The organism is Bacillus sp. FSL R5-0820, assembly GCF_038593385.1.
In the GTDB taxonomy this organism is placed as follows: Bacteria; Bacillota; Bacilli; order Bacillales; family Bacillaceae; genus Bacillus; species Bacillus altitudinis.
On the sequence record NZ_CP151991.1, the window covers coordinates 1,963,157 to 1,986,816 of the forward strand.

The following is a 23,660-nucleotide window of genomic DNA, read 5'->3' on the forward strand; positions in this document are numbered from 1 at the left end:
TCGCTCATTTGAACATCCTTATGCTAGCTTCGATTCAGTGTTTTGATGTCCTTGATGATTTCATCATATGGCGTATTTTGAACACCATCATAGTTTTTCATCACTTTTCCTTCTTGATCAACGAGGAAAAACAGAGATTGGTGTATCACTTGGTCTTCGTCTTCAGGTTTTTTCACAATCGTCTTAAAGCTTTTCATTGCAAATTTTTCAATCGCTGACTGCGAGTAACCAGTGAGAAAATCCCAATTTTTAAAGGATAATGGATATGCTTTTGCAAATTCCTTTAGCTTTTTCGGTGAATCCACCTCTGGATCGACGCTAAATGAAATGATGTGCGCATCCAATTTTTCTTCTTTTAACCGTTTTTGTAGCTCTGTCATATGTGCGGTCATCGGCGGGCAAATCGTTTCACAGCTTGTGAAAATAAAATCTGCCACCCAGACTTTCCCCTTTAAATCGTCGAGCGACACCTTTTGACCATCCTGGTTTTGATACTCAAACGGCTGGATTTGATAATTTAATGCATCCTTGATTTGTCCATTTGAACATGAGACTAAAAGAAGCACGCTTATGATCGTAAGCGCACCAAATAAGGCTCCCCTTTTTGTATACATGACCATTACATCCCCTTTTCAATCAATCGGTATAAAAAGTAAAGCCTATAGCGCCCTTACCAGTATGACAGGAAATAATCGGTGTTGTATAAGCGACGTCAACTAGTGCTTCAGGTGTGTGATCAAGCAGTGCTGCTTTAAGCTTTTCTGCAAGTTCTAATGCGTCTGCATGTGCAATCCCAATGGCCTGAACGGTTTTCCCTTTCACCGCCTGTACATACTGTTTTGTCAAATAGCGGACAAGAGCGGAGTAACTTCTCACATTCGCTTCTGGTGTGTATATGCCGTCTGTTAAGCTGGCAATTGGTTTAATATGAAGAAGTGAACCGATCAGCGCCTTTCCTCTTCCAATTCGTCCACCTTTCACGAGATTTTCTAATGTATCGATTGTGACAAATAGCTTTGTTTTAAGACGAATTTTGTCCATTTCTTTGAGGATGTCATCACGGCTTGCCCCTTTTTTTGCAAGCTCTGCTGCTTTGGTGACTTGAAACCCTAAACCATAGGAAATAAAATTCGAATCGATGACAGTGATATTCCCGTCCACCATTTTAGAAGCGCTTTCAGCAGTTTGAACCGTACCACTCATCCCACCAGTCAAATGGATACTAATGACTTCGCTTCCATCTGCCGTCAGTTTTTCATATAATTCGACGAATTGACCGATCGCAGGTTGTGACGTTTTCGGCAGTTCCTCAGCGGCCTCCATTTTTTCAATAAATTCATCTGGCTGTATGTTCACTCGGTCAATATAATCAACCCCAGAAATGGAGATATTGAGCGGAATGACATGAATAGAAAGATCATTGATTTTTTCTTGCGGAAGGTCCACAGTTGAATCTGTTACAATTTTAATCTGTTTCACTATCGTCTCATCCTTGCTGTCTTAGTCTTTACATATGATATTACCTTATTTCGTGCATACTTGAAAACAACTGTCAGAACGTTTTTGAAATTGTCACATTTTCTTCTTTTCATGTAAAAAATCCTTGCCAAGATGGGTAGCCGCCATTTGAAAATGGCCGCTCACTCTCTTTGGCAAAGATTCCAATTTACGCATTGTGTTTTAGTGTAGGCTCTTGGTAGATCTGTTCATATGTGCTCCACTTGACGTTACGTTTCACATCCTCCCTGAAAGAGTACACATGCCTCTTTCCCTTAGATACATAGACTTTTTTCAAGAAAGCTTCAAGTCTAAAGGTGAGCATGAAACTATAGGATTCATCTCCCTTTAAAACAGGGACTTCTGTTACCTTGATCTGAGCTCCATCCATCCGTCTAAAACATATTGTTTTGAGCAGCACAAACGATCAATCCTCTTTTCCAATTATCTGTTAAGCCTAAATAAATAGGTGGAATAAATCTTGATCTTTATTCACTTCAACATAGTGGAAGCCTTTTTTATTCATTCGGTCAATCAGCGCTGCATAGTCATCTCTTTCTTTCAATTCGATCCCAACAAGCGCAGGTCCTTTGCTTCGGTTATTCTTTTTCGTATATTCAAAGCGTGAGATATCATCATTTGGCCCTAACACTTCATCTAAAAATTCCCTGAGAGCACCTGCTCTTTGCGGAAAATTAACGATGAAATAATGCTGGAGTCCTTCATAAATCATGGAGCGTTCCTTGATTTCTTGCATTCGGCCAATGTCATTATTGCCTCCGCTGACAATACAAACGACATTTTTCCCTTTAATCTCCTCACGATGTGCATCTAAAGCCGCGATCGGTAACGCACCCGCTGGCTCAGCTACAATTGCACATTGATTATACAGCTCTAAAATGGTTGTACATACTTTTCCTTCTGGTACAAGACTAATCTTATCGACAACGGACTGAAGCGACGTAAACGTCTTTTCGCCAATCCGCTGAACCGCTGCTCCATCTACAAACTTATCTATTGAATCAAGTGTGACAACCTCCCCTTTCTCGTGGGAAGCATGAAGTGAGGCGGCACCAAGCGGCTCGACTGCAATAATTTCTGTTTCTGGTGCGATATTTTTCATATACGTGCCAACGCCAGATAACAAACCTCCGCCCCCAACACTTGCAAATAAAAAGTGAGGCTCCACTTCGATATCATTTAATATTTCTACAGCAGTTGTTCCTTGTCCTGCCATGACATCTAAATCATCAAATGGATGAATAAATTCCCGCTTTTCCTTATCTCCGCATTTGACTGCTTCATGATACGAATCATCAAAGGTATCTCCGGTTAAGATAATGTCAACATATTCTTTTCCGAAAAGCTCCACTTGAGATACTTTTTGCCTTGGTGTGGTAGCAGGCATAAAAATTTTTCCGTGGATACCTAAATATTTGCAAGAATAGGCAACGCCTTGTGCGTGATTTCCTGCACTGGCACAAACAATGCCGTTTTCTAGTTTTTCTTTTGGCAACTGGCTCATTTTATTAAAAGCGCCTCTTAATTTAAAAGAACGAACAACCTGCAGGTCCTCTCTTTTTAAGTAGACATTACATTCATATCGTTCAGAAAGTCGCTCATTTTTTTGAAGTGGAGTATGAATCACTACATCCTTCAAATTTTGATGGGCTTTTAAGATGTCTTTCACTTGAATTAGCGTGTTTTCTTTGAGCAACGGTTTCATGTACAAGATCCTTTCTCTTTAACCTTATTTAATTTGTCATTATAACATGAATATTCAAAAAATAAACCAATAGATCATGGATCGGAGATAAATTTCATGAACTTTTTCGTTTTTCTATACATTTGTTCTAATTGGGTGTTATAATAAAACCAATTAGAACCAAAAGAAAGGAATCGCTCGATGACCACACATCCGTTTGCTAATATATATGGAGAACACCAAGATATAAAACACGCCATTCATTTGGCAAAACAATTCACGAAAAACGATCAGCCTGTGTTGATCACAGGTGAAATTGGAACAGGCAAATCACGCTTTGCACAAGAAATGGCCCATTCATTTGCTGCGCAGGCTTCGATGAAACATATCTACTGCCCCATTGTAGATGAAGCGACTTTGCAGGAAGCATTTACTCATGCGGCAAATCATGTGCTTTATTTAGACGAAGTCAGCGCATTCAGTATTCCTATGCAGCATCAGGTCATTCGTTTTCTCGAAGATTCTCCTGCAACAAAAATCATTGCTTCTTCGTCTTTATCATTAGAGGCGATGAGCGTTTCATCCAGTTTTTTACCTGAGCTGTTTTATCGGCTCAATGTGCTTCATATCCCTCTCCCGCCCTTAGAAGATCGAAAAACAGATATTCCTATTTTAACCGCTGCTTTCTTTCAAGAACTGAACATGACGCCTGACATCGACTCAAGTGTGTGGGAAGTCTTACAGCAATATTCGTTTGAAGGGAATGTCCAGGAGCTCAAAAATATCGTTCATTATGCAGCAGCGATTCTCGAAGGGCAAACAGTTTTCTTGCATCACTTGCCACCTTTTGTATTATTACCTCAACAAACAGCTGGTAAAGGAAAAAAAGAAGAACACCAGCTCACGCTTATGGAGAAACAAGAATTTGTTTTCTTACTCGAAGCCATTAAGTCTCTAAATGAAAAAGGAGAAGCAGCCAGCAGACGTATCTTGTCTGAGTTAAGCAAACAAGGCGACATCCCGCTGACCCCTCAGCAAGTCAGGAGTCGATTAGATGATCTTGAGAAAAAAGCTTATGTGACGAAAGGGAAAGGCAGAGCTGGAACGAAGATTACACTTGAAGGTCTCTCATTTCTGAAGTCGCTTGATGGTTATATACCGGTTCAATAAAGGAGGACATCCATTGTTTACTGTAAAAGAAGAAATTGCCAACGCGATTACACATGGCATTGGCGTCATTTTATCCATTCCCGCCATTGTTTTTCTCGTTTTATTCGCTGTTCAATACGGCACTGTCACTGACATTATTAGCTTCTCGATATTTGGCGCGTCGATGCTACTGCTTTATTTAAGCTCTACTTTGCTTCATAGCATTCGGCACAAAAAAACAAAAGATGTATTTGAAATCCTTGACCACTCTGCGATTTATGTATTGATTGCTGGTACATATACGCCATTTTTGCTTGGCCCATTAAAAGGCGCACTTGGCTATACTCTTCTTGCAATCGTATGGGCTCTCGCTGCAGGCGGTATCGTCTTTAAGATCTTTTTCGTCAAACGGTTTATCATTGTATCCACCCTTGTTTATTTATTAATGGGTTGGATGATTATCATCGCAATTAAACCTCTGTACATTCAATTAACAGGAGCTGGATTCAGCCTCTTACTATTAGGCGGTATTTTGTATTCAGTCGGAACGATCTTTTATATTTGGCGGAAAATTCCCTATCATCATGCGATTTGGCACAGCTTTGTTCTCGGTGGAAGTGCATCCATGTTCTTCTGCATTCTATTTTATTGCGTCAACATCCCAGCATGATTAAAAAACCAGCATCCGAATGAGGATGCTGGTTTTTTCTATGCGCGCTTTTGTGCGTAATCACTCATCTTGACCGGTGCTTTGATATGGATATCGACATTAACTGGACGAAGTCTTTTGACGATCTTCCCTGTTAAAAGACGGTCTGTGCCGCTTGTTTCAACCGGAACAAGTGAGCAGTTACATTCTTCAGCAAGCGTTTCTGCCATGACACGATACTGTTCAGAAAGCAACAGACTCTGGCCAGATAGAACTCTTTCTCTTGCTTCTTCTAATAACGCCTCATCAGATTGATTCTGCTTGATCACCGCCATCTTCTTCAACCATTGTTTTAAGATGGGATAGCGAAACAGATGCGGTTTTGCCATAAAAGCAAATGGCTTCTCTAAGTGACCAATCAGCAATGTCGTCGTCACTGGGTGATGTGCTTCTGTGACATAAATAACAGGACCATCTGGCAGCTTTTTTTGCTGATGAATGGTCATGACCGATCCTGATTGATCAATACACCCTCTGGCAAACCTTTTTGCATGCTCATGGATGAGATGCATTCGTTTCGTATAGGAAATGCGTGGATCCGTTAATTCATGATCATACAAATGCCTTATACTTTTAAAAAAGGATACAACAACATAAATCGTTAAAAACCAATAACGAAACAACCGTACTCCTCCTACTCACTTATCCTTCTTTTCTGTCATAGACGACAAATTCATAATTGTAGGGGTTCTTTTCGTCACGACGGCCTTTTTCACGTGATACAATCGTCCAATTCTCTTCATCGTAATAAGGGAAGAAACGGTCGCCTTCAAATGAATGATGGATGTGCGTGATATATAGACGATCTGCGTATGGCATCATTTCCTCATACAGCTTAGACCCGCCAATGATCAATAATTCTTCCTCGGTCTTCGCAATGTTTAAAATATCATCGATTGAATGAACTACCTCGCATCCTTCAGCTTGAAAAGAAGAACTTGTGGTTAACACGATATTCCGGCGGTTAGGCAGTGCTCGTCCAATTGATTCAAACGTTTTTCTGCCCATGACAATGGTATGGCCACTTGTGACTTTTTTAAAATACGCTAAATCAGCGGGTAAATGCCAAGGCATTTGATTATCTTTGCCAATGACTCTGTCTTTTCCTGTCGCCACTATCATGGAAATCATACACTGACTTCTCCTTTAATATGCGGATGTGGATCATAGTTCTCGAGCACAAAATCATCAAACGTAAAATCAAAAATACTTTTGACATCTCTAGTGATGCGAAGCTGCGGAAGTGTGCGCTCCTCACGCTCTAACTGCATTTTGACCTGCGGAAGATGATTTTGATAAATATGAGCATCTCCTAGCGTATGAATAAACTCTCCTGGCTCAAGGTTTGTCACTTTGGCAATCATCATCGTTAGAAGTGCATACGAAGCAATATTGAAAGGCACACCTAAAAAGATATCTGCCGAACGTTGATAGAGCTGGCACGATAATTTACCGTTTGATACATAAAATTGAAACAAGCAATGACAAGGAGGCAGCGCCATCTGATCAATTTCTCCTGGATTCCACGCACTGACAATCAATCTTCTCGAATTAGGATGATTCTCAATATCATGGATCAGCTTGCTGATCTGATCTACTGTCTCTCCGTCTCCACTCGCCCATGATCTCCACTGCGCACCATACACACGCCCTAGCTCTCCATTTTCATCTGCCCATTCATTCCAAATACGGACACCATTTTCTTGAAGATATTTGACATTTGTATCACCTTTTAAAAACCACAGTAACTCATGAATGATTGATTTCAGGTGTAATTTCTTTGTTGTTAATAAAGGAAACCCTTCCTGTAAATCAAATCTCATTTGGTAACCGAACGTGCTGATAGTGCCTGTTCCTGTTCTGTCACCTTTTTCATCCCCGTGCTGTAATACATGACGGCATAACTCTTTGTATTGTTTCATTTTTTTCATCCTTTATTTATGTTCTTGTTGTAGTTTACCTTATTTCTGCTTTTGTTGAAACCAATTGAAACCAAAAAAACATGTCTGCAAGATGAGCAGACATGTTTTTCTTTTTATGCTTGATTCACTCGATCCTGCTCTTCGTCCTTAATATCTTGGTGAGAGTGAGCTATGCGACTTGCTGCTGCAGCGGCAAGCGCAGCGACAAGGTCATCAAGGAAAGTGTGTACTTCACCAGGACGACCTTCATCTAATTCTCTAATAATACCAAATTTCTCTTTGTCTAGATAACCGAAGTTGGTCAAACCGATTGATCCATATACATTGACAATGGAAAGCGGAATAATCTCATCAATTCCATATAGCGGTTCATCTGTTTCAACTAAATGCTGCAAAGGTTCTGGCAAAAGCTTTTTTTCTGCCAGCTGATCAAGCGCAAGTCCTGTCAAAACTGCGTGGACAATTTCCCTTTTATTCAGCACTTTTTCAACATTTTCAATGCAGACACTAAGTGGAAGATTTGGGTTGTATTTCTCTTGGAGTTTCAGCACAATGTGTGCAATATCTTCTATTTTCACTCCACGCTCGTTTAACATCTGTTTTGTAATGCGAACCATTTCGTTCATTGTATACTTTTTCAATTGGCATGACATCTCCTTCTAGTGGCTCATCCAGCTCGGCGGGGTGTTTTTATCCCAGTAAATATTACCGAGTTCATGATGCGTCTGGAATCCATCTTCTGCTGTATGGTAGTGAAAGTTAAACCAATATCCGCTGTGAGGCGGCTGATCTCTCCTGACATGAAAACGAAGCAAATCTTCTCCAGTCTTTCTATTATAAATGTGGAAGATTTTTTCCCCATTTCCGCTTGAAGGCTGATCAGTTAAAACAACATCTTGAAATTTTTCGTCATCTTTGAAATTTGTTAAAAAGTCGGTTAACACTTGTTCAATTTTTGGTTGAATCTCTTCTCTATACTCGTCCTCAATGACAGGTGTGATTTTACGACCAAATTTGAGAAAGGATTGGTTTTCTGCACTTGATAGAACCTCTTGCTTATATTGCTCAAAGGGGTCTACCCGCTCTTTGTTGTCTTCTTGCGATAGTTCCCAGCTGCGCGTATCATCTGATGTATCATAAACTGCTGTATAAGGTGCTTTATCAGATGAAGAAAGTTCAGATGGCTTGTCTGTCATCAAAGCCGATGGAGGAGAGATTAAACCAAATGTCGCAATCGTAAAGAGAGCAACAAGCGTTTTTCTCATCCACATTTTCATGATATCTAATTCCTTCCATAAGTTATCATACTGCTATTCTAGCATATAATGAATTTTCAGTCATTCAATTTGGTCATTGAGTTGAGACTTTCTTTTTCATGATAAAACGTTTACAATGACAGTAACGACGACTAAAATTTGGGAGGAATGGATATGCTTGAAGGGTTTTTCATCACAGCTTCCTTGCTGACGTTATTTTATTTTGTCTATATGGAGATCACCGATTAAAAGCCCTGAAATAGGGCTTTTTTAATTGTTAAGAGTGATTAAAGTTTTGTTGATTTGTCTTCTTCTATTGAGATATATCCGTAATGGAATTGGGCGGTTTTACGTTTCATCACCTGAAATTGATAGGAATCAGTGGTAAATCGTGTGCTTTTCCAATGATCTTTTAAAACCACTCTTTTTCTAGCCACTCTCATTGCTTCTTTCACAGCGGTTTCATGGTCAAAATGATGCTCAGCTGCATGACGAAGCGGCATCATACTAGCAGACTCTTGTATGGTTTCTTCGAACATTGGGTCAAAATAGACGATATCATAGGATCGATCAGGGAGCTTCTTTAACTGCTCAATACTATCCCCGCTGATAACAGATATCCGTTTCATCGCTTCGTCTGCCTCTCTCACACCCGTTTCCCATGTGCTGAGTCCTTCTCGAACAAGCAATGCCGTCACCGGATTTTTTTCAATACCGGTCACTTTTCCATTGGTTCCTGTAGCGCAGCTTGCGGTAATCGCATCAGATCCTAAGCCAAGCGTACAATCTAAAAAGGAATCGCCCGGCTTTAATTGTGCTGCTTCTATTAATGGATCTTTTTCCCCTCGCAGAACCCGCTTCACCCTAAACATCGCTGAGCTTGGATGGAAAAAGAACTTTTCACCATTTGACTGATACCATTCAAATCGTTCTTTCCCAACAACGAGTACATCCCCCCGCTTGATCGCAAGCTGTTTGACAGATTGTTTGCGCCGCTCGATATACTCACCATGCAAGTCCTTTGCGAGGGCCTTTGCCGTTTCAATTGTTTGTTCATTTGCTCTAAAGCTTGTTGTAATGAGCATGACGTTCCTCCATCATAATCAAGAAAAAATGCCCTGATGGATCACAGGACATTTCAACATTTGTATTAGCAATGTTTTTCAAATGCAGATAAGACGTTCTTCATAATCTCTTCCATTTCATGACCTTCAATTTCGTCACGCGGGATAAAGTGAACGAGTTCATTTCCTTTTAAAAGTGCCATAGATGGAGAAGATGGCTCCTCACCTGTGAAGTATTCTCTCATTTTAGCCGTAGCTTCCCGGTCCTGACCAGCAAAGACCGTCACCATTCGATCTGGTGCTTTTTCTGCTTTCATGACAGCTTGAGTAGCAGCAGGGCGTGCTAAACCGGCAGCACATCCGCATACGGAATTGACGACAACAAATGTTGTTCCTTCTGCTTCCTGCATCGTTTTTTCTACTTCTTCTTCAGTCGTCAATTCTTGAAACCCTGCACTTGTCAGTTCTTGGCGCATTGGTACGACGAGCTGACGCATATATTCTTCATATGCCATTGACATAAAAAAGCCCCCTCTATAATCCTTATGTTGTGAATAAAGGATACTATAGAGAGAGCCAATTTTCAAATGATCAATTTCACATTAAATTTTCATGATTCCGCCTGTATTGGCTGATGTCACAAGTTTTGAGTATCTGGCAAGGTAACCTGTTTTTACTTTTGGCTCAAAGCCTTTCCAGTTTGCTTTTCTTTTTTCCCATTCTTCTTCCGGGACATCTACGCTTAAAATGCGTTTTTCGATATCAACAACGACATGATCACCATTTTCAACAAAGGCAAGCGGGCCGCCTTCTGCTGCCTCTGGAGAGACGTGTCCAATAGACAATCCGCGAGAAGCACCGGAGAATCGTCCGTCTGTAATTAAAGCAACCTTTGGACCAAGTCCCATTCCAACAATTTGTGAAGTTGGTGCTAGCATTTCAGGCATACCTGGACCGCCTTTAGGTCCTTCATAACGAATAATGACAACATGTCCTGCTTCTACTTTTCGATTAATGATTCCTTCAAGTGCTTCCTCTTGGGATTCAAATACGATCGCAGGTCCTTCATGACGTGTGATGCCGTCTTGTACACCGCCTGTTTTAATGATTGCTCCATCTGGCGCAAGGTTTCCAAATAAAACGGCTAAGCCGCCCTTTTCAGTAAATGGCTTGTCAATTGGATAAATGACGTTATAATCTTTTACCTCATGACCTGCAATGTTCTCGCCTAACGTTTTCGCTGTGACGGTCATGGTATCTAAATGAAGAGCCCCCTCTTTTTTGGACAATTCATTTAGTGCAGCAGTCACTCCGCCAGCTTCATGTAAATCTTCAATATATACATCTGAAGCTGGAGCAAGTTTCGATAAATGCGGCACTCGTTCTGCGACTTCATTGATACGCTCAAGTGAGTATTCAACGCCTGCTTCATTTGCAATCGCCAATGTATGAAGAACTGTATTGGTTGAACCACCAAGTGCCATATCTAAAGCAAATGCGTTATCAATCGCTTTTTCCGTGACAATATCACGTGGTTTAATGTCTTTTTTGATTAGCTCCATCAATTGTTTTGCTGACTTCTTCGCAAATTCTCTTCGTTCTGGTGAAGTCGCCAAAATGGTTCCATTTCCAGGAAGAGCAATCCCAAGCGCCTCTGCTAGACAGTTCATTGAGTTGGCTGTAAACATACCAGAGCAAGATCCGCATGTTGGACAGCCAAACTGCTCTAATTCGTTTAATTCCTCTTCATTGATTTTCCCTGATTGGTATGCGCCTACGCCTTCAAAGACAGAAGAAAGCGAAATTTTTCTGCCATCACTTGTTCTCCCAGCTTCCATCGGTCCACCACTGACAAATACAGTTGGGATATTCACACGCATGGCAGCCATCATCATACCTGGCGTGATTTTATCACAGTTAGGAATACACACCATGCCATCAAACCAGTGTGCAGACACCACGGTCTCTACTGAATCAGCAATGATTTCACGGCTTGGCAATGAATATCTCATCCCAATATGCCCCATCGCAATACCATCATCTACCCCGATTGTATTAAATTCAAATGGAACACCGCCAGCTTCACGAATGGCTTCTTTCACAATTTTTCCGAATTCCTGAAGATGGACATGCCCTGGGACAATATCAATATAGGAATTACATACGGCAATAAACGGCTTGCCAAAATCCTCATCTTTTACCCCAGCTGCTCTTAGTAAGCTTCGGTGAGGTGCTCTGTCAATTCCTTGTTTAATCATATTACTGCGAAGTTCTGCCATCTGTTTAAAAAGCCTCCTATACTACTAGTCTTGTTGACTGTATGATTTTGAGTTCATTTTATTTTACAAATTTTCTGTTTATTTAGCCACCTATAATAGATAGTGACTGATTTCTCTGCTGAAGCAAGTGCTCAGCAAGGATTGTGTCATAAAATCTGACCTCCAATATTCTATATTGGTACTACTATATAGAGTTTTTTCTCATATTTCAACAATATTCAAAATAATTTTTCTAAAAAAATTTTTCTGCCAATAAAAAAGCCATTTTCAGAAAACAAGCTGCCTTTTATTGGCAGCCTACTCGTCTTTCTTATGATTCTGATGCATTTTTTCTACTTTCTGTCATTTGCTTCCACACAGAGCCTTTTGCTTCTTCTCCGTGCTCAATTCGTTCGATGGCCATTTTCACTTGAAGACTGACTTCAAATTCAGGGTCCTGCTCCGCTTCTTTTAAAGCTTCTAGTGCTGTTTCGTCACCTTCTTCATAAAGGAACATGGCCGCACGCCAGCGGACAAGCTTACTTGGGTCCTTTAAGGCTTGAATCATCGCTTCAATCGCACTAGGATCACCAAGATCTGAAATACAATCTCCAGCAGTTCTTCTAACTGTCACTGTTTTATCTTCAAGCCCTTTATACAAAATAGGCAAAATGTCTGGATCTTCAATCATGCCAGCATTCACAACAGCTTGTCTGCGAATCGATGTTTTTGGATCCTCCATCGCTTTCATTAAAACAGGTATATCTTTTTTCTCTGGCTGCATTTGCTCTAAATGAGCAAAACGTTTCTTCCAATCTTCATCACGCAGCATCTCTTCTGTCACATCATATGCTTTTCGGTTCACTTGTTTATCTACAGCCTCTTGACCTTCCTTCACTGCCTCTGTTAAACGGGATAAACGCTCGTCGTCATATGCAGCTTGCAGCTCTTCTGTGACTTCTTGACCGATATCAGCAAATTCTCCAAAACGTACGCCATGTTCTTTCCACACACGTTCAAATACAACATTATCTGAACTGCTTCTTAGCTTTAAAATCGCTGCCTGGAAACGTTCAGGCATTCCAAATCGTTCTTCTCTTTCACCGTCTGTCAACTTCACCTGCATCGGAATCCCATTAAACATTTGAACATGCACTTTGACTTCTCCAAATGTGTCATCACCTGACTGCGATTCTCCCTGAAGACCTTCTGTTTCTTGTCCAAAGGCTTCTCTGACTTGCTGTAAAATACCTTGCCAGTCAAATTTCGCATTGCGCTCAACCGCTAAGAAATCGGCTACATGGTAAACACCTTTTACACCTTCAATGGTTAAAATGCGCTTAATCATCTCTGGCGCTTCGTCTTTTTGATCTTTTTTGTAGTTATTGCTTTTACCGCCTGCAAGCGCTTCTGTCAAAATGACTTTCATTGTATTCGGGCTTGGCGTTGGTTCTATGGCAGTTATTTTCATCTATACATCCTCCTTACACACATAAAGACCCTACTCATCTGTAAGGCCGCATTCTTCTTTCCATGTCTTGATAAATAGACACATAAACTCATGCCGCTCATGAGCCAGCTGCTTTCCAGCACGTGTGTTCATCAAGTCTTTTAATTGAAGCAGCTTTTCTTGCATATGCAAAAGTACTGTGCCTTGGTGAGCACCCTCTGTATAGTGAGGCTCCCCTTTTGCACCTGCATATGTAAACACCCTTGCAATCCCAGTTGCACCTATCGCATCTAGCCGATCTGCATCTTGAACAATGGCCCCTTCTAATGTCACTGGCTTATGCTGCATATGCCGGTGCCGAAAAGACATCGTTGTAATGATATCCATGATATAGCGAATATCTCGCGTGTCCACTTCCCACAAATGGAGCTGCTGCTTGAGATCATGCGGTGAAAGCTTCCATTCACTAGACAGCTTGTCATCAATGACATCATGGACAATCGCTGCCATTTCAATGACAAAAAGCGACCCGCCCTCCTGTTGTGCAATATGGACGGCAAGCTGGCGCACACGATTGATATGAGCTTCATCGTGTCCAGTCGGTTCATTCTTTAGCTGTTTTGAAACAAAGGAGGCAGCTGCCTCCAATTGTTCTTGCTGCTTACTCGAATACATGCTTATTTCTCCAAAAGAGCGATAATGGAGCTTTCTAATTCTTTTGGTGGTGTTTTAGGAGAGAATCGTTCAGTCACTTCTCCGTTTTGGTCAACGATAAATTTTGTGAAATTCCATTTCACCGTTTTTGTGCCAAGCACACCTTTCGCATGACTCGTTAAGTATTTGAAAAGCGGATGCGCATTGTCACCATTGACATCTACTTTTGCAAACATCGGGAAGGTCACACCATAGTTCAACGAACAGAATTCTTGAATTGCTTCTTCCCCTTCTGGCTCTTGATTCATAAATTGATTGCACGGAAATCCTAAAATTTCAAGGCCCTTTTCATGATATTGATCGTATAACTCTTGTAATTGTTTAAATTGAGGGGTCAGTCCACATTTGCTCGCTGTGTTCACGATGATCAGTACTTTCCCTTTGTAATCTGCCATTGATTTTTCCTGACCGTTAATGGTCTTGACCTGAATATCATAAATTGACATCTCATAGCCTCCTAGGATTCACTTTTTCCTATCGTAACATGCTTCTTTTAGAAAATCGCTTTTTATGCTTCCTGCTAAAAGAGTCCAGTCACACTGCCGTCTTCTAATAAATCCATCTCAAGTGCCGCAGGTTTTTTAGGGAGACCTGGCATGGTCAGAATGCTTCCCGTTAGTGCAACGATAAAACCTGCCCCTACAGATGGTTTTAACTCTCGAATCGTAACGGTAAAGCCTTTTGGTCTGCCGATTAAAGCTGGATCATCCGATAGTGAATATTGCGTTTTTGCCATACAAACCGGCAAATGGGCCCAGCCATTTTTCTCAATTGCAGCTAGCTGCTTTCTTGCTTTTGATGTAAGGTTGACGCCGTCTGCACCATAAACCACTTTGGCGACTTTTGACAACTTTTCTTCAATGGAATCTTGCTCCTCATATAAATAAGAAAAGCTGTTTTCATTCTTTTCAATGAGTGTCGTGAGCTCTTCGGCAAGTGCTACGCCGCCAGCTCCCCCTTCTTCCCATACATTGACGGCTTTGACTGGATGTCCATTCGTTTCGCACCAGTTTTCTATTGCTTGAATTTCTTCTTTTGTATCGGTAATAAAACGGTTCACTGCAACGATGTATGGTAGACCGAAGGCTTGCACTGTTTCAATATGCTTCTCTAAATTATGTATACCTTCTAATACAGCCTGTGCATTTGCTTCCTTGAGCTCTGTTTTCTGCATTCCGCCATGCATTTTTAGCGCCCTGACAGTTGCTACAATGACAACAGCGCCTGGTTTAAAATCACCGGCTCTTGTTTTGATGTGAAGAAATTTTTCCGCGCCGAGGTCTGCACCAAATCCCGCTTCTGTTACGACGTAATCTGCTAGTTTTGCCGCCATTTTTGTGGCAATTAAACTATTGCATCCATGTGCAATATTGGCAAAAGGACCACCATGAACAAGGGCTGGAGTTCCTTCAATCGTTTGAACAAGGTTTGGTTTCAGCGCATCTTTTAATAGCAAGGTTAATACGCCTTCATATCCTAGATTTCCAACTGTGACCGGTTCACCTTCTTGATTGTAGGCAACAACAATAGAAGAAAGACGTTTTTTCAGATCGTTTAAGTCGTCTGCTAAACAGAGGATGGCCATCATTTCGGATGCAACCGTAATATCAAATCCATCTTCTCTAGGGTACCCATTTAATTGACCGCCAAGTCCTATGACCACTTGTCTTAGAGCACGATCGTTTAAATCTAAAACTCGTTTCCATACAATTCTGCGTGCGTCGATCCCAAGCTCATTTCCGTGATGGATATGATTATCAATAAAAGCAGATAAAGCGTTATGTGCAGATGTAATCGCATGAAAATCCCCTGTGAAATGAAGATTAATTTCTTCCATAGGCAACACCTGTGAATATCCGCCGCCAGCTGCACCGCCTTTAATACCCATTGTGGGACCTAGTGAAGGTTCACGCATGGCAATGATCGCTTTTTTCCCAATTTTCTCGAAGGCTTGACCGAGGCCAACTGTTACGGTGGACTTCCCTTCACCTGCTGGTGTTGGGTTGATCGAAGTCACAAGAATCACATTTCCTTCTTTTTGTTCCTTTAAACGGTCAAAAATAGTCAAAGATATTTTCGCTTTTGTGAAACCATAGCATTCTAATTCTTCGTCATGTATTTGTAATTTTGCTGCGATGTCTTGAATCGGTCTCAGCTTTGCCTTTTGGGCAATGTCAATATCTGATAAATGCTTTGTAATCATGATTAATGGCCTCCTTTTTTGACAGAAACAGCTTTCTTTTTTGCTCTATTTTTCATTGTAACATAATTGAAACATTGAAATATCGCCAGAAAGTTCCTATAATGAAGTGAAATTAGCTTTGGTTCAGGGGGTGGCGAGTTGCCTATTAACATACCAGTTCATCTGCCGGCAAAACAAATACTAGAGAGCGAAAACATTTTCGTCATGGATGAGACAAGGGCATTCAAACAAGATATCCGTCCTTTGAATATCGTGATCTTAAACTTAATGCCAAAAAAAATACAAACTGAAACGCAGCTGCTGAGAATGCTCGGAAATTCTCCGTTGCAAGTGTATTTTACATTTTTAATTCCAAGTACACATACACCGAAGAATACATCGAGAGAGCATCTAGATGAATTTTATACGACCTTTGACTCGATTCGCCATAAAAAATTTGATGGCATGATCATTACAGGTGCACCAATTGAGCATTTAGCTTTCGAAGAAGTTTCCTATTGGAAAGAACTGCAGGACATTTTGGACTGGAGTAAAACGAATGTGACGTCTACTCTCCATATATGCTGGGGGGCACAGGCTGGTCTATATCATCATTATGGCATTGAAAAAATCAAGCTTCCAGAGAAAAAATTCGGTGTCTTTGAGCATCTTGTCAAAGAGAAAAAAGAAAGATTAGTAAGAGGTTTCGATGAAGTATACTATGTCCCACATTCTAGGCATACAGATATTAATACAGAACAATTAAAAAACACGCCGAATCTAAAAGTATTGAGCACGTCTGAGGAAGCTGGTGTTTGTTTAATTGTTTCAGATGATGATAAACAAGTATTTTTAACTGGACATCCTGAATACGATACAGATACATTGAAGCAGGAATATGAAAGAGATTTGTTGAAACATGATACAGTCAAAAAACCCGTCCACTATTTCATCGAAGATGGAGACACATTAGTTCCAGTGAACCGCTGGAAAGCCCATGCTACTTTGCTGTTTATGAATTGGCTTAATTACTATGTTTATCAAGAAACACCATATGTGTGGGAATAAAATAGACTGTAGTCTGATGATAAATGCTTAAAATGTGTTAAAATACAAATGGCTCTGTCTTCCATTATCAATTTAGTCTGTTTGTTTTTTAAAATTAGTTTAATTCTTTCGTAACGAATGATATGCTCTCGCTGTTTATATGTTATCTTTATGTATATGTAGACCTATGAGATTTATAGTTTTCGTACGAAGTTTTGTTGTTGTTGATTACATTTGAGGTGAATATTCTTGAATACCAATAAAAAAATATTAATCTTGACCGCAAATTATGGAAATGGACATATGCAGGTTGCAAAAACACTGTATGATGAATGCAAATCCCAAGGGTTTGAACATGTGATAGTTTCTAATTTGTATCAAGAATCAAATCCCATTGTGTCTGAAGTGACTCAATATTTATATTTAAAGAGCTTCTCCATTGGGAAACAATTTTATCGCTTGTTTTATTACGGTGTAGATAAAATTTACAATAAACGCAAATTTAACATTTATTTAAAGATGGGAAATAAGCGTCTTGATGAATTAATTCAATTACACAATCCGGATATCATCATCATTACATTCCCGATGATTGTTGTACCTGAATACCGAAACAAAACAGGTAAAGTCATTCCAACATTTAATGTGATGACAGACTTTTGTCTTCATAAAATTTGGGTACATGAAAACATTGACCGATACTATGTTGCAACCGATTATGTGAAACAAAAGCTAGTAGAAATCGGCACACATCCAAGCGATGTCAAGGTAACAGGCATTCCGATTAGACCACAATTTGAAGTAGACGTGCCTAAATCGATCATCTATAAAAAATATGGATTATCATCAGACAAAAAAGTCCTTCTCATTATGGCGGGTGCCCATGGTGTACTAAAAAATGTGAAGGAACTGTGTGAAGCACTACTTCTTGACAGTGAAGTACAAATTGTTGTTGTGTGCGGTAAGAATGCAGCGCTGAAGCAATCGCTTAGCGAACTTGAACAAGCACACCCAAATCAATTGAAGGCGCTTGGATATGTGGAACAAATTGATGAATTGTTCAGAGTAACGGACTGTATGATTACAAAACCGGGCGGAATTACATTAACAGAAGCAACAGCAATTGGTGTCCCAGTTATTCTTTACAAACCTGTTCCAGGACAAGAAAAAGAAAATGCTCTTTTCTTTGAAGATTACGGCGCTGCCATTGTCATCAACAGACACGAAGACATTTTAGAATCTGTCACCAACTTGTTGCAAGACGAAGAAAAATTAGAATCCATGAAACAAAACATCAAAAAATTACACTTAAAACAGTCTTCTCAAACCATTTTAGAAGATATCGTCGAACAATCAGATCTGATCATGAGCAACAAATCGTATGCTCAAGCATTATCATAAAAAGGTGTCCGTCAATGACGGACACCTTTTTTCTTTTAACCTTGATTTCCATTCGTTGTATATACTTCTTCAAACGGCTGCACGACAACAAAGCCACTTCCGCTAAACTTCATTTGAATGGACTCTCCGCTTCCCCTGCCAATAAACGTTTTGAACGATACATCTGTCACAAATTCAGTCTGCAAATCTCCTGACCATGCGACCGTCGCATTCGGATCTGTATAAACAGAATCACCTGGCTGAACAATCAGCGTCAGCGGTTCGTAATGACTTGTGATTGCCACAAGACCTGGTCCTTCAAGTTTGACATTAAATAATCCGCCTGCAAGCATGCCAGACACCTTTTTCATTAATTTAATATCCCACCGAACAGACGGTTCAAATGCGAGCAAGTCGTTTCCATTAACGAAAATAGACTCCCCTTGAGCCAATCGAAGAATCGAGATTTTTTTCCCTTGGTCTGCTACATATAATTTTCCATCACCTGTGGCCTTCATCAAAGAAGTTCCTTCTCCTGATAACATTTTTTTGAACATCTTTGACACACCGTGTTCAAACACACCTTCACGTTCAAACTTTATTTTCCCGCGATATGAAACCATGGAGCCTGTTTTTGCCCAAATGGTATCCGTTAAATTAATTTCTAACAATCTTGGTGTTTCAAGTTCAAAGACCCCTTCCCCTTTGTCTTCTTGCTGCGTATTCTGAACAAACTCCTCAATTGTGTAACGATTCATGACGCACCTCTTTCTGTATTTTTACTATATACGGACAAGTTATACGTTAGGTTTCATGAGATTAGGACGTTTTATAGATAAATGTCATTCACTAAAAAAACAAAAAAATCAAACATTCTGCTCAAAATTTGGCTAGCCTGCTTGACGCTTTACTTTTGATGGTGTATAGTGGAACCATCATTTAACAACTTCTTAAGTCGTTAGGTGATGAAAAATTTTTTTTAGTATGCCAAAAGGTGTGCTACAGTACTAGGAGGAAAAAGCAATATGCAAAACGGTAAAGTAAAATGGTTCAATAATGAAAAAGGTTTCGGCTTCATTGAAGTTGAAGGCGGAGACGACGTATTCGTTCACTTCACAGCTATCGAAGGTGACGGTTACAAATCTCTAGAAGAAGGACAAGAAGTTTCTTTTGAAATCGTTGAAGGTAATCGTGGACCTCAAGCTGCAAACGTAACAAAAATCTAATCAACTCAATCAATGATGAAACGACAAAATAAAGAGAGGCGTATGCCTCTCTTATTTGATTTTCAGCTGAATTTCAATCGCTAAAATATTTTGCTTTAATCTTTGTTCAATTTCAGAGATATCTTTTTCGAGAAAAGGTCTTCCCTTCTTTGCTACATCTACCAGTTGCTCTAAATCACTGTACACCTCTTGAAATGTCCGATGTAATACCGTTTCAAAATCCTTATTATCCATGCCGGCCTTCCCCTTTTCCTCTATTATCCGTCACTTAGTCAAAAAGTAACTCAACCAAAACTTTCTATAGTTATATCGGCTCATTTTTCAGAATATGTTCTTTTTTTACACATTCTATTCGTTTTTTTTCGTGAGCGTATGATACATCTAGAGGAAAACCGGAGTGTACGCTTATTTTTTGAGTAATTCATTCCCGTATTGTTTGATCTTCTCTCCTACCGTGCATTGCTGTATACAAAAGGAGTGGGCGTATTTTTTACCAAACTCTTTGCGAAAGTGCTTCTTAATCAAGCAATCTGAACAATACGTGTCTTGAAGATCTGTTAATTCTTTTACTGCTGTTTTTTTATCCACTTTATTCAGCTCCGTCTGCTTCTAATTTCAACTTACTTTCGATGGGGACGTCTGCAAGTATCTGTCTGGCAAGCTGATCTGCTTCTGCATTTTGTTTACGATCGATGACTTCATATGTTGGCGTGAGCTTCAGCTCTTTGATCGCAGCCTCAATTCGGTCGAGCCATTTGTTATGTATATCATCATAACAAGGCCATTCCCCTTTGAGCTGATTCATCACAACAAGAGAATCTCCTCTAATCGTTACAGAGTTTCTGCTGGCTCCAAGTTCTTTTAAAGCTTTTACCGCTTCAAATAAAGCCGCATACTCTGCCTCATTGTTCGTGGTGCTCTGAAAAGGCTGATTCTTCCTTAGCCGGTATGCATCCTGTCCGAGCTGATAATACACGACAATTCCAAGCCCAGCATCACCTGTTTCTTTGCGAAAACTCGCATCAAAATAGACCTGAAGCTGATCGGGCTCAAGCCTAAGTTCTTCGTTTAGCTTTTCAAGTTCTTTCGTCGACCACATCGCACCCTTTTCATCTTCAAATGATAGAAGTGACTGCGGTTCTTTTTTGTCTATATGTTTTGCTAAAAGCAAGGCCTCTTTGAGCTCCATCCAATCTTCTTGGAAAAAAGCAATGGACCCAATCGATTTCACTTTCATTGTATAGTGCGCTCTTAGTTTCATTGATCACATCGCCTTCCCGTACTTTTAAGGTAAACGTTCGTTATGCTATAATCAAAAAGTTACATTTTACATTTAGAAAGGAAGTTCATGTCACTTGTTTAATGAAGGTATTTGGATCTTATTTGCGATCATTAATTTTATCATTGTTCTTCTATTTTATAAAGGATTTGGCAAGATGGGGCTTTTCGTCTGGATTGGTTTTGCAACAGTTGCTGCCAATTTACAAGTGGTCAAAACCGTTGAATTATTTGGCTTAACGGCAACACTTGGCAACATTTTATACGGCAGTGTGTTCTTTGCAACGGACGTCCTCAATGAAAAATATGGACAAACCGAAGCGAAAAAAGCTGTCTGGATTGGCTTTGCCACCCTTTTAACATTAACTGTTGTCATGCAGGAGGCTTTGCTTTTCCATCCCGCTCCATCTGACATTTCCCAATCATCATTAGAAACGATATTTGGCTTTATGCCAAGGGTCGCTCTTGGTAGCCTTGCTGCTTATATCATCAGTCAAATGTTAGATGTTTATGTATATTCGTTTATTCGCCGGATATTTCCTTCAGATGGTGCGCTCTGGCTGCGAAATGCGGGGAGTACAATGATTAGCCAGCTGCTTGATACACTCGTTTTCACAACCATTGCCTTTCTTGGGACCTACCCATTCCATATATGGATCGAAATTTTCATCACGACTTATGTGATTAAATTTATCGTCGCTGCCATTGGCACACCTTATGCCTATGCGGCGAAAAAAATGGTTCCGATTGATGAAAGGGGGAAATAAATTGCTAGCTGAAATATATATTGACGGTGCTAGTGCCGGAAACCCAGGTCCATCTGGCATCGGCATTTTCTTGAAATATGACGGAAAAGCTGAGTCTTTCTCCATTCCTCTTGGCACCATGAGCAATCATGAAGCAGAGTTTTCCGCGCTCATTGAAGGCATGAAAATTTGCGTAGAAAAAGGATTACGGACCGTTTCATTCCGCACTGATTCACAAGTAGTGGATCGTGCAGCCAATGCAGGATTTGCTAAAAATCCATCTTTTCGTCATTTTATCGAAGAAATGCTGCAGCTTCAAAGCGAATTTGATTTATTTTTCATTAAGTGGATTCCGAGCAAGGAAAATCAAGTGGCTGATCAGCTCGCTAGAAAAGCGATTCACCTTTCAAAAGGATGAATCGCTTTTCTTTTGGTTATGCTAATGTGTGAGGTGATACGAATTGGATAAAGAGAACAGAGGCCGTGTCACAAACGGAACGACTCCTCAAGGTGATGCGCAAACAAAAGATAAACAGCCAATATCGCAATTAGAAAATAAGGCGAAAAAAAGCAACACAAAGGGCTAATACATGTAGCCCTTTGTTTCTTTTCTGCGTAAGAACAACCTTAACTGATTCCTAATTGACTTAAGCGGTTAACCATTGGTTCGATCCCTTTGATTTGATGCAAGCGAAGCATCGCGGCTACCCGCTCTGGATTGATGTTCATTTTTGTTTGATCAATCGGACAGCTGAGTGGTACATCACATTTAATTTCTGCCAGTATACGAGAAAGCTTCAGATCTTCTAAACCTGCTTGCATTTTCTTTTGCTGAGCTGCCGTTAATGCATGAACATTTTCTAACAGTCGATCAATCGTTTCATACGTTTGAATAAATTTCAATGCTGTTTTTTCGCCGATTCCTTTTACACCAGGGTAATTATCGCTAGTATCACCCATCAGCGCTTTCATATCAATCAGCGCCTTTGGAGAAATGCCCATTTCCTCTTCAAAAATGGCTTTTGTATAATGCTTATAATTCCCGATGCCTTTTTGCATCAAAGCCACGGTCACTTGTTCATTCAAGATCTGCAGCAAATCTTTATCTCCTGTTAAGACGGTCACACGTGCTTCGTTTTGATAGATAGATGCAAGCGTTCCAATACAATCATCTGCTTCAAAACCTGTCACACCAATGTTCATGATCCCAAGTTCTTCTGTCGCCTCTTTTGCTAAATCAAACTGCGGGATAAGCTCAACAGGCGCCTCGCCTCGATTGGCTTTATAATCTTGAAACAATTCGTTCCGGTATGTCTGGCTTCCCATATCCCAGCAGCAAACGATATGAGTCGGCTCAAATGTTTGGACAGCTGTTAACAAATGCTTCAAATAACCATTCACTCCATTTGTCGGCACACCATGATCATTTATCATAAAATTGCGATGGACAGCCGTCGCATAAAACGACCTAAAAAGAAGGGCCATGCCATCTACAAGTAAGACGTGTTTATTCATTCATCTAAACTCCCTTTTTATAAACAATACTCCTATTCTATCATAGAACATCGAAACGAACATAAAAAAGGCGCCTTCTTCTTTTTGATAAAGAAGAGGCAGCCCGATTACTTTTTACCATATTGCATTTTTTTCGTTTCCGCTTCTGCGTAGGATGGCATGTCTTTTTCCTTCGGCATGCGCTCCTCCTGCTGCTTTCCGTTTTGCTTTTTTGCCATGATCATTCCCCTTTCTGGTTCATTTGTTAAGATGACCAAAAATGAGAAAGTTACTCTTTACTTCTGTTTACGCTGGGTGTATTCTTCCACCATCTCAATCGTGACATGTTTACGAAGCGGAACAATTCCGCCTCGGGCAAGCTCATTCATTTTAGACGTAATGGCATTGATCTCATCTGTTGAAAATGGTTCATTGTGTTCACATTTTTTCACAGCCGATTCAATCGCCTGCTCTCTTTTTTGTTCAAGTGCAAGAAAAGATTGGATATGGGCATGTTGTTTCTGTGAATGTGCAGAAATTTCTTCGTGTACGCTCGTCATCGTCTATCAGCTGCTTTCTTTTT

The 23,660-nt window shown here is 40.2% G+C and carries 30 protein-coding genes; 8 read left to right on the top strand and 22 right to left on the bottom strand.

The genetic code is table 11. The features are described 5' to 3' along the window. Positions 1-23: 23 nt before the first annotated feature. From NST15_RS09940 to ilvA, 4 genes are all read right to left on the bottom strand, one after another. Entirely contained in the window at positions 24-614 is a 591-nt protein-coding gene (locus NST15_RS09940; protein ID WP_007500791.1) for a cytochrome c oxidase assembly protein, read from the bottom strand. Positions 615-636: 22 nt separating this feature from the next. Continuing rightward, positions 637-1,479: a DegV family protein gene (locus tag NST15_RS09945; RefSeq protein ID WP_342498516.1), complete on the bottom strand. Its 843-nt coding sequence runs from the start codon at positions 1,477-1,479 to the stop codon at positions 637-639. Positions 1,480-1,666: 187 nt separating this feature from the next. Further along, on the bottom strand, positions 1,667-1,918 hold the full coding sequence (locus NST15_RS09950) for a YpmP family protein (RefSeq protein ID WP_212338078.1): 252 nt from the start codon (positions 1,916-1,918) through the stop codon (positions 1,667-1,669). A 36-nt stretch (positions 1,919-1,954) separates the two neighbouring features. Continuing rightward, entirely contained in the window at positions 1,955-3,223 is a 1,269-nt protein-coding gene (gene ilvA / locus NST15_RS09955) for a threonine ammonia-lyase IlvA (protein WP_008346398.1), read from the bottom strand. 180 nt (positions 3,224-3,403) lie between these two features. Here ilvA and NST15_RS09960 point away from each other — a divergent pair, with 180 nt between their 5' ends. Continuing rightward, positions 3,404-4,372: a sigma 54-interacting transcriptional regulator gene (locus tag NST15_RS09960; RefSeq protein WP_008346396.1), complete on the top strand. Its 969-nt coding sequence runs from the start codon at positions 3,404-3,406 to the stop codon at positions 4,370-4,372. A gap of 13 nt (positions 4,373-4,385) precedes the next feature. Continuing rightward, positions 4,386-5,021: a hemolysin III family protein gene (locus NST15_RS09965; RefSeq protein ID WP_008346394.1), complete on the top strand. Its 636-nt coding sequence runs from the start codon at positions 4,386-4,388 to the stop codon at positions 5,019-5,021. 38 nt (positions 5,022-5,059) lie between these two features. On the opposite strand, the gene NST15_RS09970 is transcribed toward NST15_RS09965, so the two are convergent. From NST15_RS09970 to NST15_RS10025, 12 genes are all read right to left on the bottom strand, one after another. Beyond that, positions 5,060-5,683, bottom strand: a complete 624-nt coding sequence (locus NST15_RS09970) for an acyltransferase (protein WP_035703293.1) — start codon at positions 5,681-5,683, stop codon at positions 5,060-5,062. Positions 5,684-5,702: 19 nt separating this feature from the next. Further along, complete coding sequence (gene folA, locus NST15_RS09975) at positions 5,703-6,191, bottom strand: type 3 dihydrofolate reductase (protein ID WP_046526877.1); 489 nt, start codon at positions 6,189-6,191, stop codon at positions 5,703-5,705. Further along, positions 6,188-6,982, bottom strand: coding sequence for a thymidylate synthase (locus NST15_RS09980; RefSeq protein ID WP_017367468.1), 795 nt, complete (start codon positions 6,980-6,982; stop codon positions 6,188-6,190). Before NST15_RS09980 ends, folA begins: the two co-directional genes overlap by 4 nt. Before the next feature lie 113 nt (positions 6,983-7,095). Next, a complete protein-coding gene (locus NST15_RS09985) occupies positions 7,096-7,623 on the bottom strand; it encodes a phosphatidylglycerophosphatase A (protein WP_008346387.1) in 528 nt (175 codons plus the stop codon). Between the two features lie 18 nt (positions 7,624-7,641). Beyond that, positions 7,642-8,259, bottom strand: coding sequence for a YpjP family protein (locus tag NST15_RS09990; protein WP_007500816.1), 618 nt, complete (start codon positions 8,257-8,259; stop codon positions 7,642-7,644). Positions 8,260-8,525: 266 nt separating this feature from the next. Continuing rightward, entirely contained in the window at positions 8,526-9,323 is a 798-nt protein-coding gene (locus NST15_RS09995; protein ID WP_144683871.1) for a class I SAM-dependent methyltransferase, read from the bottom strand. A 65-nt stretch (positions 9,324-9,388) separates the two neighbouring features. Next, entirely contained in the window at positions 9,389-9,823 is a 435-nt protein-coding gene (locus NST15_RS10000) for a BrxA/BrxB family bacilliredoxin (protein WP_144683874.1), read from the bottom strand. 81 nt (positions 9,824-9,904) lie between these two features. Then, positions 9,905-11,581, bottom strand: a complete 1,677-nt coding sequence (ilvD, locus tag NST15_RS10005) for a dihydroxy-acid dehydratase (protein WP_007500822.1) — start codon at positions 11,579-11,581, stop codon at positions 9,905-9,907. A gap of 310 nt (positions 11,582-11,891) precedes the next feature. Continuing rightward, entirely contained in the window at positions 11,892-13,031 is a 1,140-nt protein-coding gene (locus NST15_RS10010; RefSeq protein ID WP_007500824.1) for a conserved virulence factor C family protein, read from the bottom strand. A 30-nt stretch (positions 13,032-13,061) separates the two neighbouring features. Further along, positions 13,062-13,685: an HD domain-containing protein gene (locus tag NST15_RS10015; RefSeq protein WP_342498517.1), complete on the bottom strand. Its 624-nt coding sequence runs from the start codon at positions 13,683-13,685 to the stop codon at positions 13,062-13,064. Positions 13,686-13,687: 2 nt separating this feature from the next. Then, positions 13,688-14,170 carry a glutathione peroxidase gene (locus tag NST15_RS10020; RefSeq protein ID WP_007500827.1) on the bottom strand — a complete coding sequence of 161 codons (483 nt, stop codon included), beginning with the start codon at positions 14,168-14,170 and terminating at the stop codon, positions 13,688-13,690. 74 nt (positions 14,171-14,244) lie between these two features. After that, complete coding sequence (locus tag NST15_RS10025) at positions 14,245-15,927, bottom strand: formate--tetrahydrofolate ligase (RefSeq protein WP_144683879.1); 1,683 nt, start codon at positions 15,925-15,927, stop codon at positions 14,245-14,247. A 138-nt stretch (positions 15,928-16,065) separates the two neighbouring features. On the opposite strand from NST15_RS10025, the gene metA reads away from it, so the two are divergent. Then, positions 16,066-16,974 carry a homoserine O-succinyltransferase gene (gene metA / locus NST15_RS10030; protein ID WP_008346374.1) on the top strand — a complete coding sequence of 303 codons (909 nt, stop codon included), beginning with the start codon at positions 16,066-16,068 and terminating at the stop codon, positions 16,972-16,974. Positions 16,975-17,202: 228 nt separating this feature from the next. Continuing rightward, a complete protein-coding gene (locus NST15_RS10035; protein ID WP_007500831.1) occupies positions 17,203-18,354 on the top strand; it encodes a diglucosyl diacylglycerol synthase in 1,152 nt (383 codons plus the stop codon). A 35-nt stretch (positions 18,355-18,389) separates the two neighbouring features. Here the strand turns inward: NST15_RS10035 and NST15_RS10040 are convergent, their stop codons facing one another. After that, positions 18,390-19,091, bottom strand: a complete 702-nt coding sequence (locus NST15_RS10040) for an AIM24 family protein (protein WP_007500832.1) — start codon at positions 19,089-19,091, stop codon at positions 18,390-18,392. A 267-nt stretch (positions 19,092-19,358) separates the two neighbouring features. Here NST15_RS10040 and cspD point away from each other — a divergent pair, with 267 nt between their 5' ends. Then, on the top strand, positions 19,359-19,559 hold the full coding sequence (cspD, locus tag NST15_RS10045; protein WP_003215784.1) for a cold-shock protein CspD: 201 nt from the start codon (positions 19,359-19,361) through the stop codon (positions 19,557-19,559). Positions 19,560-19,610: 51 nt separating this feature from the next. Here cspD and NST15_RS10050 read toward each other — a convergent pair whose 3' ends face one another. From NST15_RS10050 to NST15_RS10060, 3 genes are all read right to left on the bottom strand, one after another. Further along, entirely contained in the window at positions 19,611-19,793 is a 183-nt protein-coding gene (locus NST15_RS10050; RefSeq protein WP_008346368.1) for a hypothetical protein, read from the bottom strand. 171 nt (positions 19,794-19,964) lie between these two features. Further along, positions 19,965-20,147, bottom strand: a complete 183-nt coding sequence (locus NST15_RS10055; protein WP_008346366.1) for a zinc-finger domain-containing protein — start codon at positions 20,145-20,147, stop codon at positions 19,965-19,967. A gap of 1 nt (position 20,148) precedes the next feature. Beyond that, entirely contained in the window at positions 20,149-20,820 is a 672-nt protein-coding gene (locus tag NST15_RS10060; RefSeq protein WP_007500833.1) for a ribonuclease H family protein, read from the bottom strand. Between the two features lie 94 nt (positions 20,821-20,914). Here NST15_RS10060 and NST15_RS10065 point away from each other — a divergent pair, with 94 nt between their 5' ends. From NST15_RS10065 to NST15_RS10075, 3 genes are read left to right on the top strand one after another with little or no spacing between them, the layout of a single operon-like run. Continuing rightward, a complete protein-coding gene (locus NST15_RS10065) occupies positions 20,915-21,604 on the top strand; it encodes a queuosine precursor transporter (protein ID WP_007500834.1) in 690 nt (229 codons plus the stop codon). A 1-nt stretch (position 21,605) separates the two neighbouring features. Continuing rightward, complete coding sequence (locus tag NST15_RS10070; protein WP_342498518.1) at positions 21,606-22,001, top strand: reverse transcriptase-like protein; 396 nt, start codon at positions 21,606-21,608, stop codon at positions 21,999-22,001. Between the two features lie 43 nt (positions 22,002-22,044). Then, entirely contained in the window at positions 22,045-22,170 is a 126-nt protein-coding gene (locus NST15_RS10075) for a hypothetical protein (protein WP_008346357.1), read from the top strand. 40 nt (positions 22,171-22,210) lie between these two features. On the opposite strand, the gene NST15_RS10080 is transcribed toward NST15_RS10075, so the two are convergent. Together NST15_RS10080 and NST15_RS10085 are read right to left on the bottom strand one after the other, a co-directional pair. Continuing rightward, positions 22,211-23,098, bottom strand: a complete 888-nt coding sequence (locus NST15_RS10080) for a 5'-3' exonuclease (RefSeq protein WP_065460593.1) — start codon at positions 23,096-23,098, stop codon at positions 22,211-22,213. A gap of 275 nt (positions 23,099-23,373) precedes the next feature. Next, a complete protein-coding gene (locus tag NST15_RS10085; RefSeq protein WP_008346351.1) occupies positions 23,374-23,637 on the bottom strand; it encodes a YpbS family protein in 264 nt (87 codons plus the stop codon). Positions 23,638-23,660: the final 23 nt, after the last annotated feature.

What these genes read in the sequence shown, in the direction of transcription:
- NST15_RS09940 (WP_007500791.1), bottom strand. Translation starts at nt 614, where the DNA reads ATGTATACAAAAAGGGGAGCCTTATTTGGTGCGCTTACGATCATAAGC.
- ilvA (WP_008346398.1), bottom strand. Translation starts at nt 3,223, where the DNA reads ATGAAACCGTTGCTCAAAGAAAACACGCTAATTCAAGTGAAAGACATC.
- NST15_RS09960 (WP_008346396.1), top strand. Translation starts at nt 3,404, where the DNA reads ATGACCACACATCCGTTTGCTAATATATATGGAGAACACCAAGATATA.
- folA (WP_046526877.1), bottom strand. Translation starts at nt 6,191, where the DNA reads ATGATTTCCATGATAGTGGCGACAGGAAAAGACAGAGTCATTGGCAAA.
- NST15_RS09980 (WP_017367468.1), bottom strand. Translation starts at nt 6,982, where the DNA reads ATGAAACAATACAAAGAGTTATGCCGTCATGTATTACAGCACGGGGAT.
- NST15_RS09990 (WP_007500816.1), bottom strand. Translation starts at nt 8,259, where the DNA reads ATGAAAATGTGGATGAGAAAAACGCTTGTTGCTCTCTTTACGATTGCG.
- NST15_RS09995 (WP_144683871.1), bottom strand. Translation starts at nt 9,323, where the DNA reads ATGCTCATTACAACAAGCTTTAGAGCAAATGAACAAACAATTGAAACG.
- NST15_RS10000 (WP_144683874.1), bottom strand. Translation starts at nt 9,823, where the DNA reads ATGTCAATGGCATATGAAGAATATATGCGTCAGCTCGTCGTACCAATG.
- ilvD (WP_007500822.1), bottom strand. Translation starts at nt 11,581, where the DNA reads ATGGCAGAACTTCGCAGTAATATGATTAAACAAGGAATTGACAGAGCA.
- NST15_RS10010 (WP_007500824.1), bottom strand. Translation starts at nt 13,031, where the DNA reads ATGAAAATAACTGCCATAGAACCAACGCCAAGCCCGAATACAATGAAA.
- NST15_RS10015 (WP_342498517.1), bottom strand. Translation starts at nt 13,685, where the DNA reads ATGTATTCGAGTAAGCAGCAAGAACAATTGGAGGCAGCTGCCTCCTTT.
- NST15_RS10020 (WP_007500827.1), bottom strand. Translation starts at nt 14,170, where the DNA reads ATGTCAATTTATGATATTCAGGTCAAGACCATTAACGGTCAGGAAAAA.
- NST15_RS10025 (WP_144683879.1), bottom strand. Translation starts at nt 15,927, where the DNA reads ATGATTACAAAGCATTTATCAGATATTGACATTGCCCAAAAGGCAAAG.
- NST15_RS10040 (WP_007500832.1), bottom strand. Translation starts at nt 19,091, where the DNA reads ATGAATCGTTACACAATTGAGGAGTTTGTTCAGAATACGCAGCAAGAA.
- cspD (WP_003215784.1), top strand. Translation starts at nt 19,359, where the DNA reads ATGCAAAACGGTAAAGTAAAATGGTTCAATAATGAAAAAGGTTTCGGC.
- NST15_RS10050 (WP_008346368.1), bottom strand. Translation starts at nt 19,793, where the DNA reads ATGGATAATAAGGATTTTGAAACGGTATTACATCGGACATTTCAAGAG.
- NST15_RS10060 (WP_007500833.1), bottom strand. Translation starts at nt 20,820, where the DNA reads ATGAAACTAAGAGCGCACTATACAATGAAAGTGAAATCGATTGGGTCC.
- NST15_RS10080 (WP_065460593.1), bottom strand. Translation starts at nt 23,098, where the DNA reads ATGAATAAACACGTCTTACTTGTAGATGGCATGGCCCTTCTTTTTAGG.
- NST15_RS10085 (WP_008346351.1), bottom strand. Translation starts at nt 23,637, where the DNA reads ATGACGAGCGTACACGAAGAAATTTCTGCACATTCACAGAAACAACAT.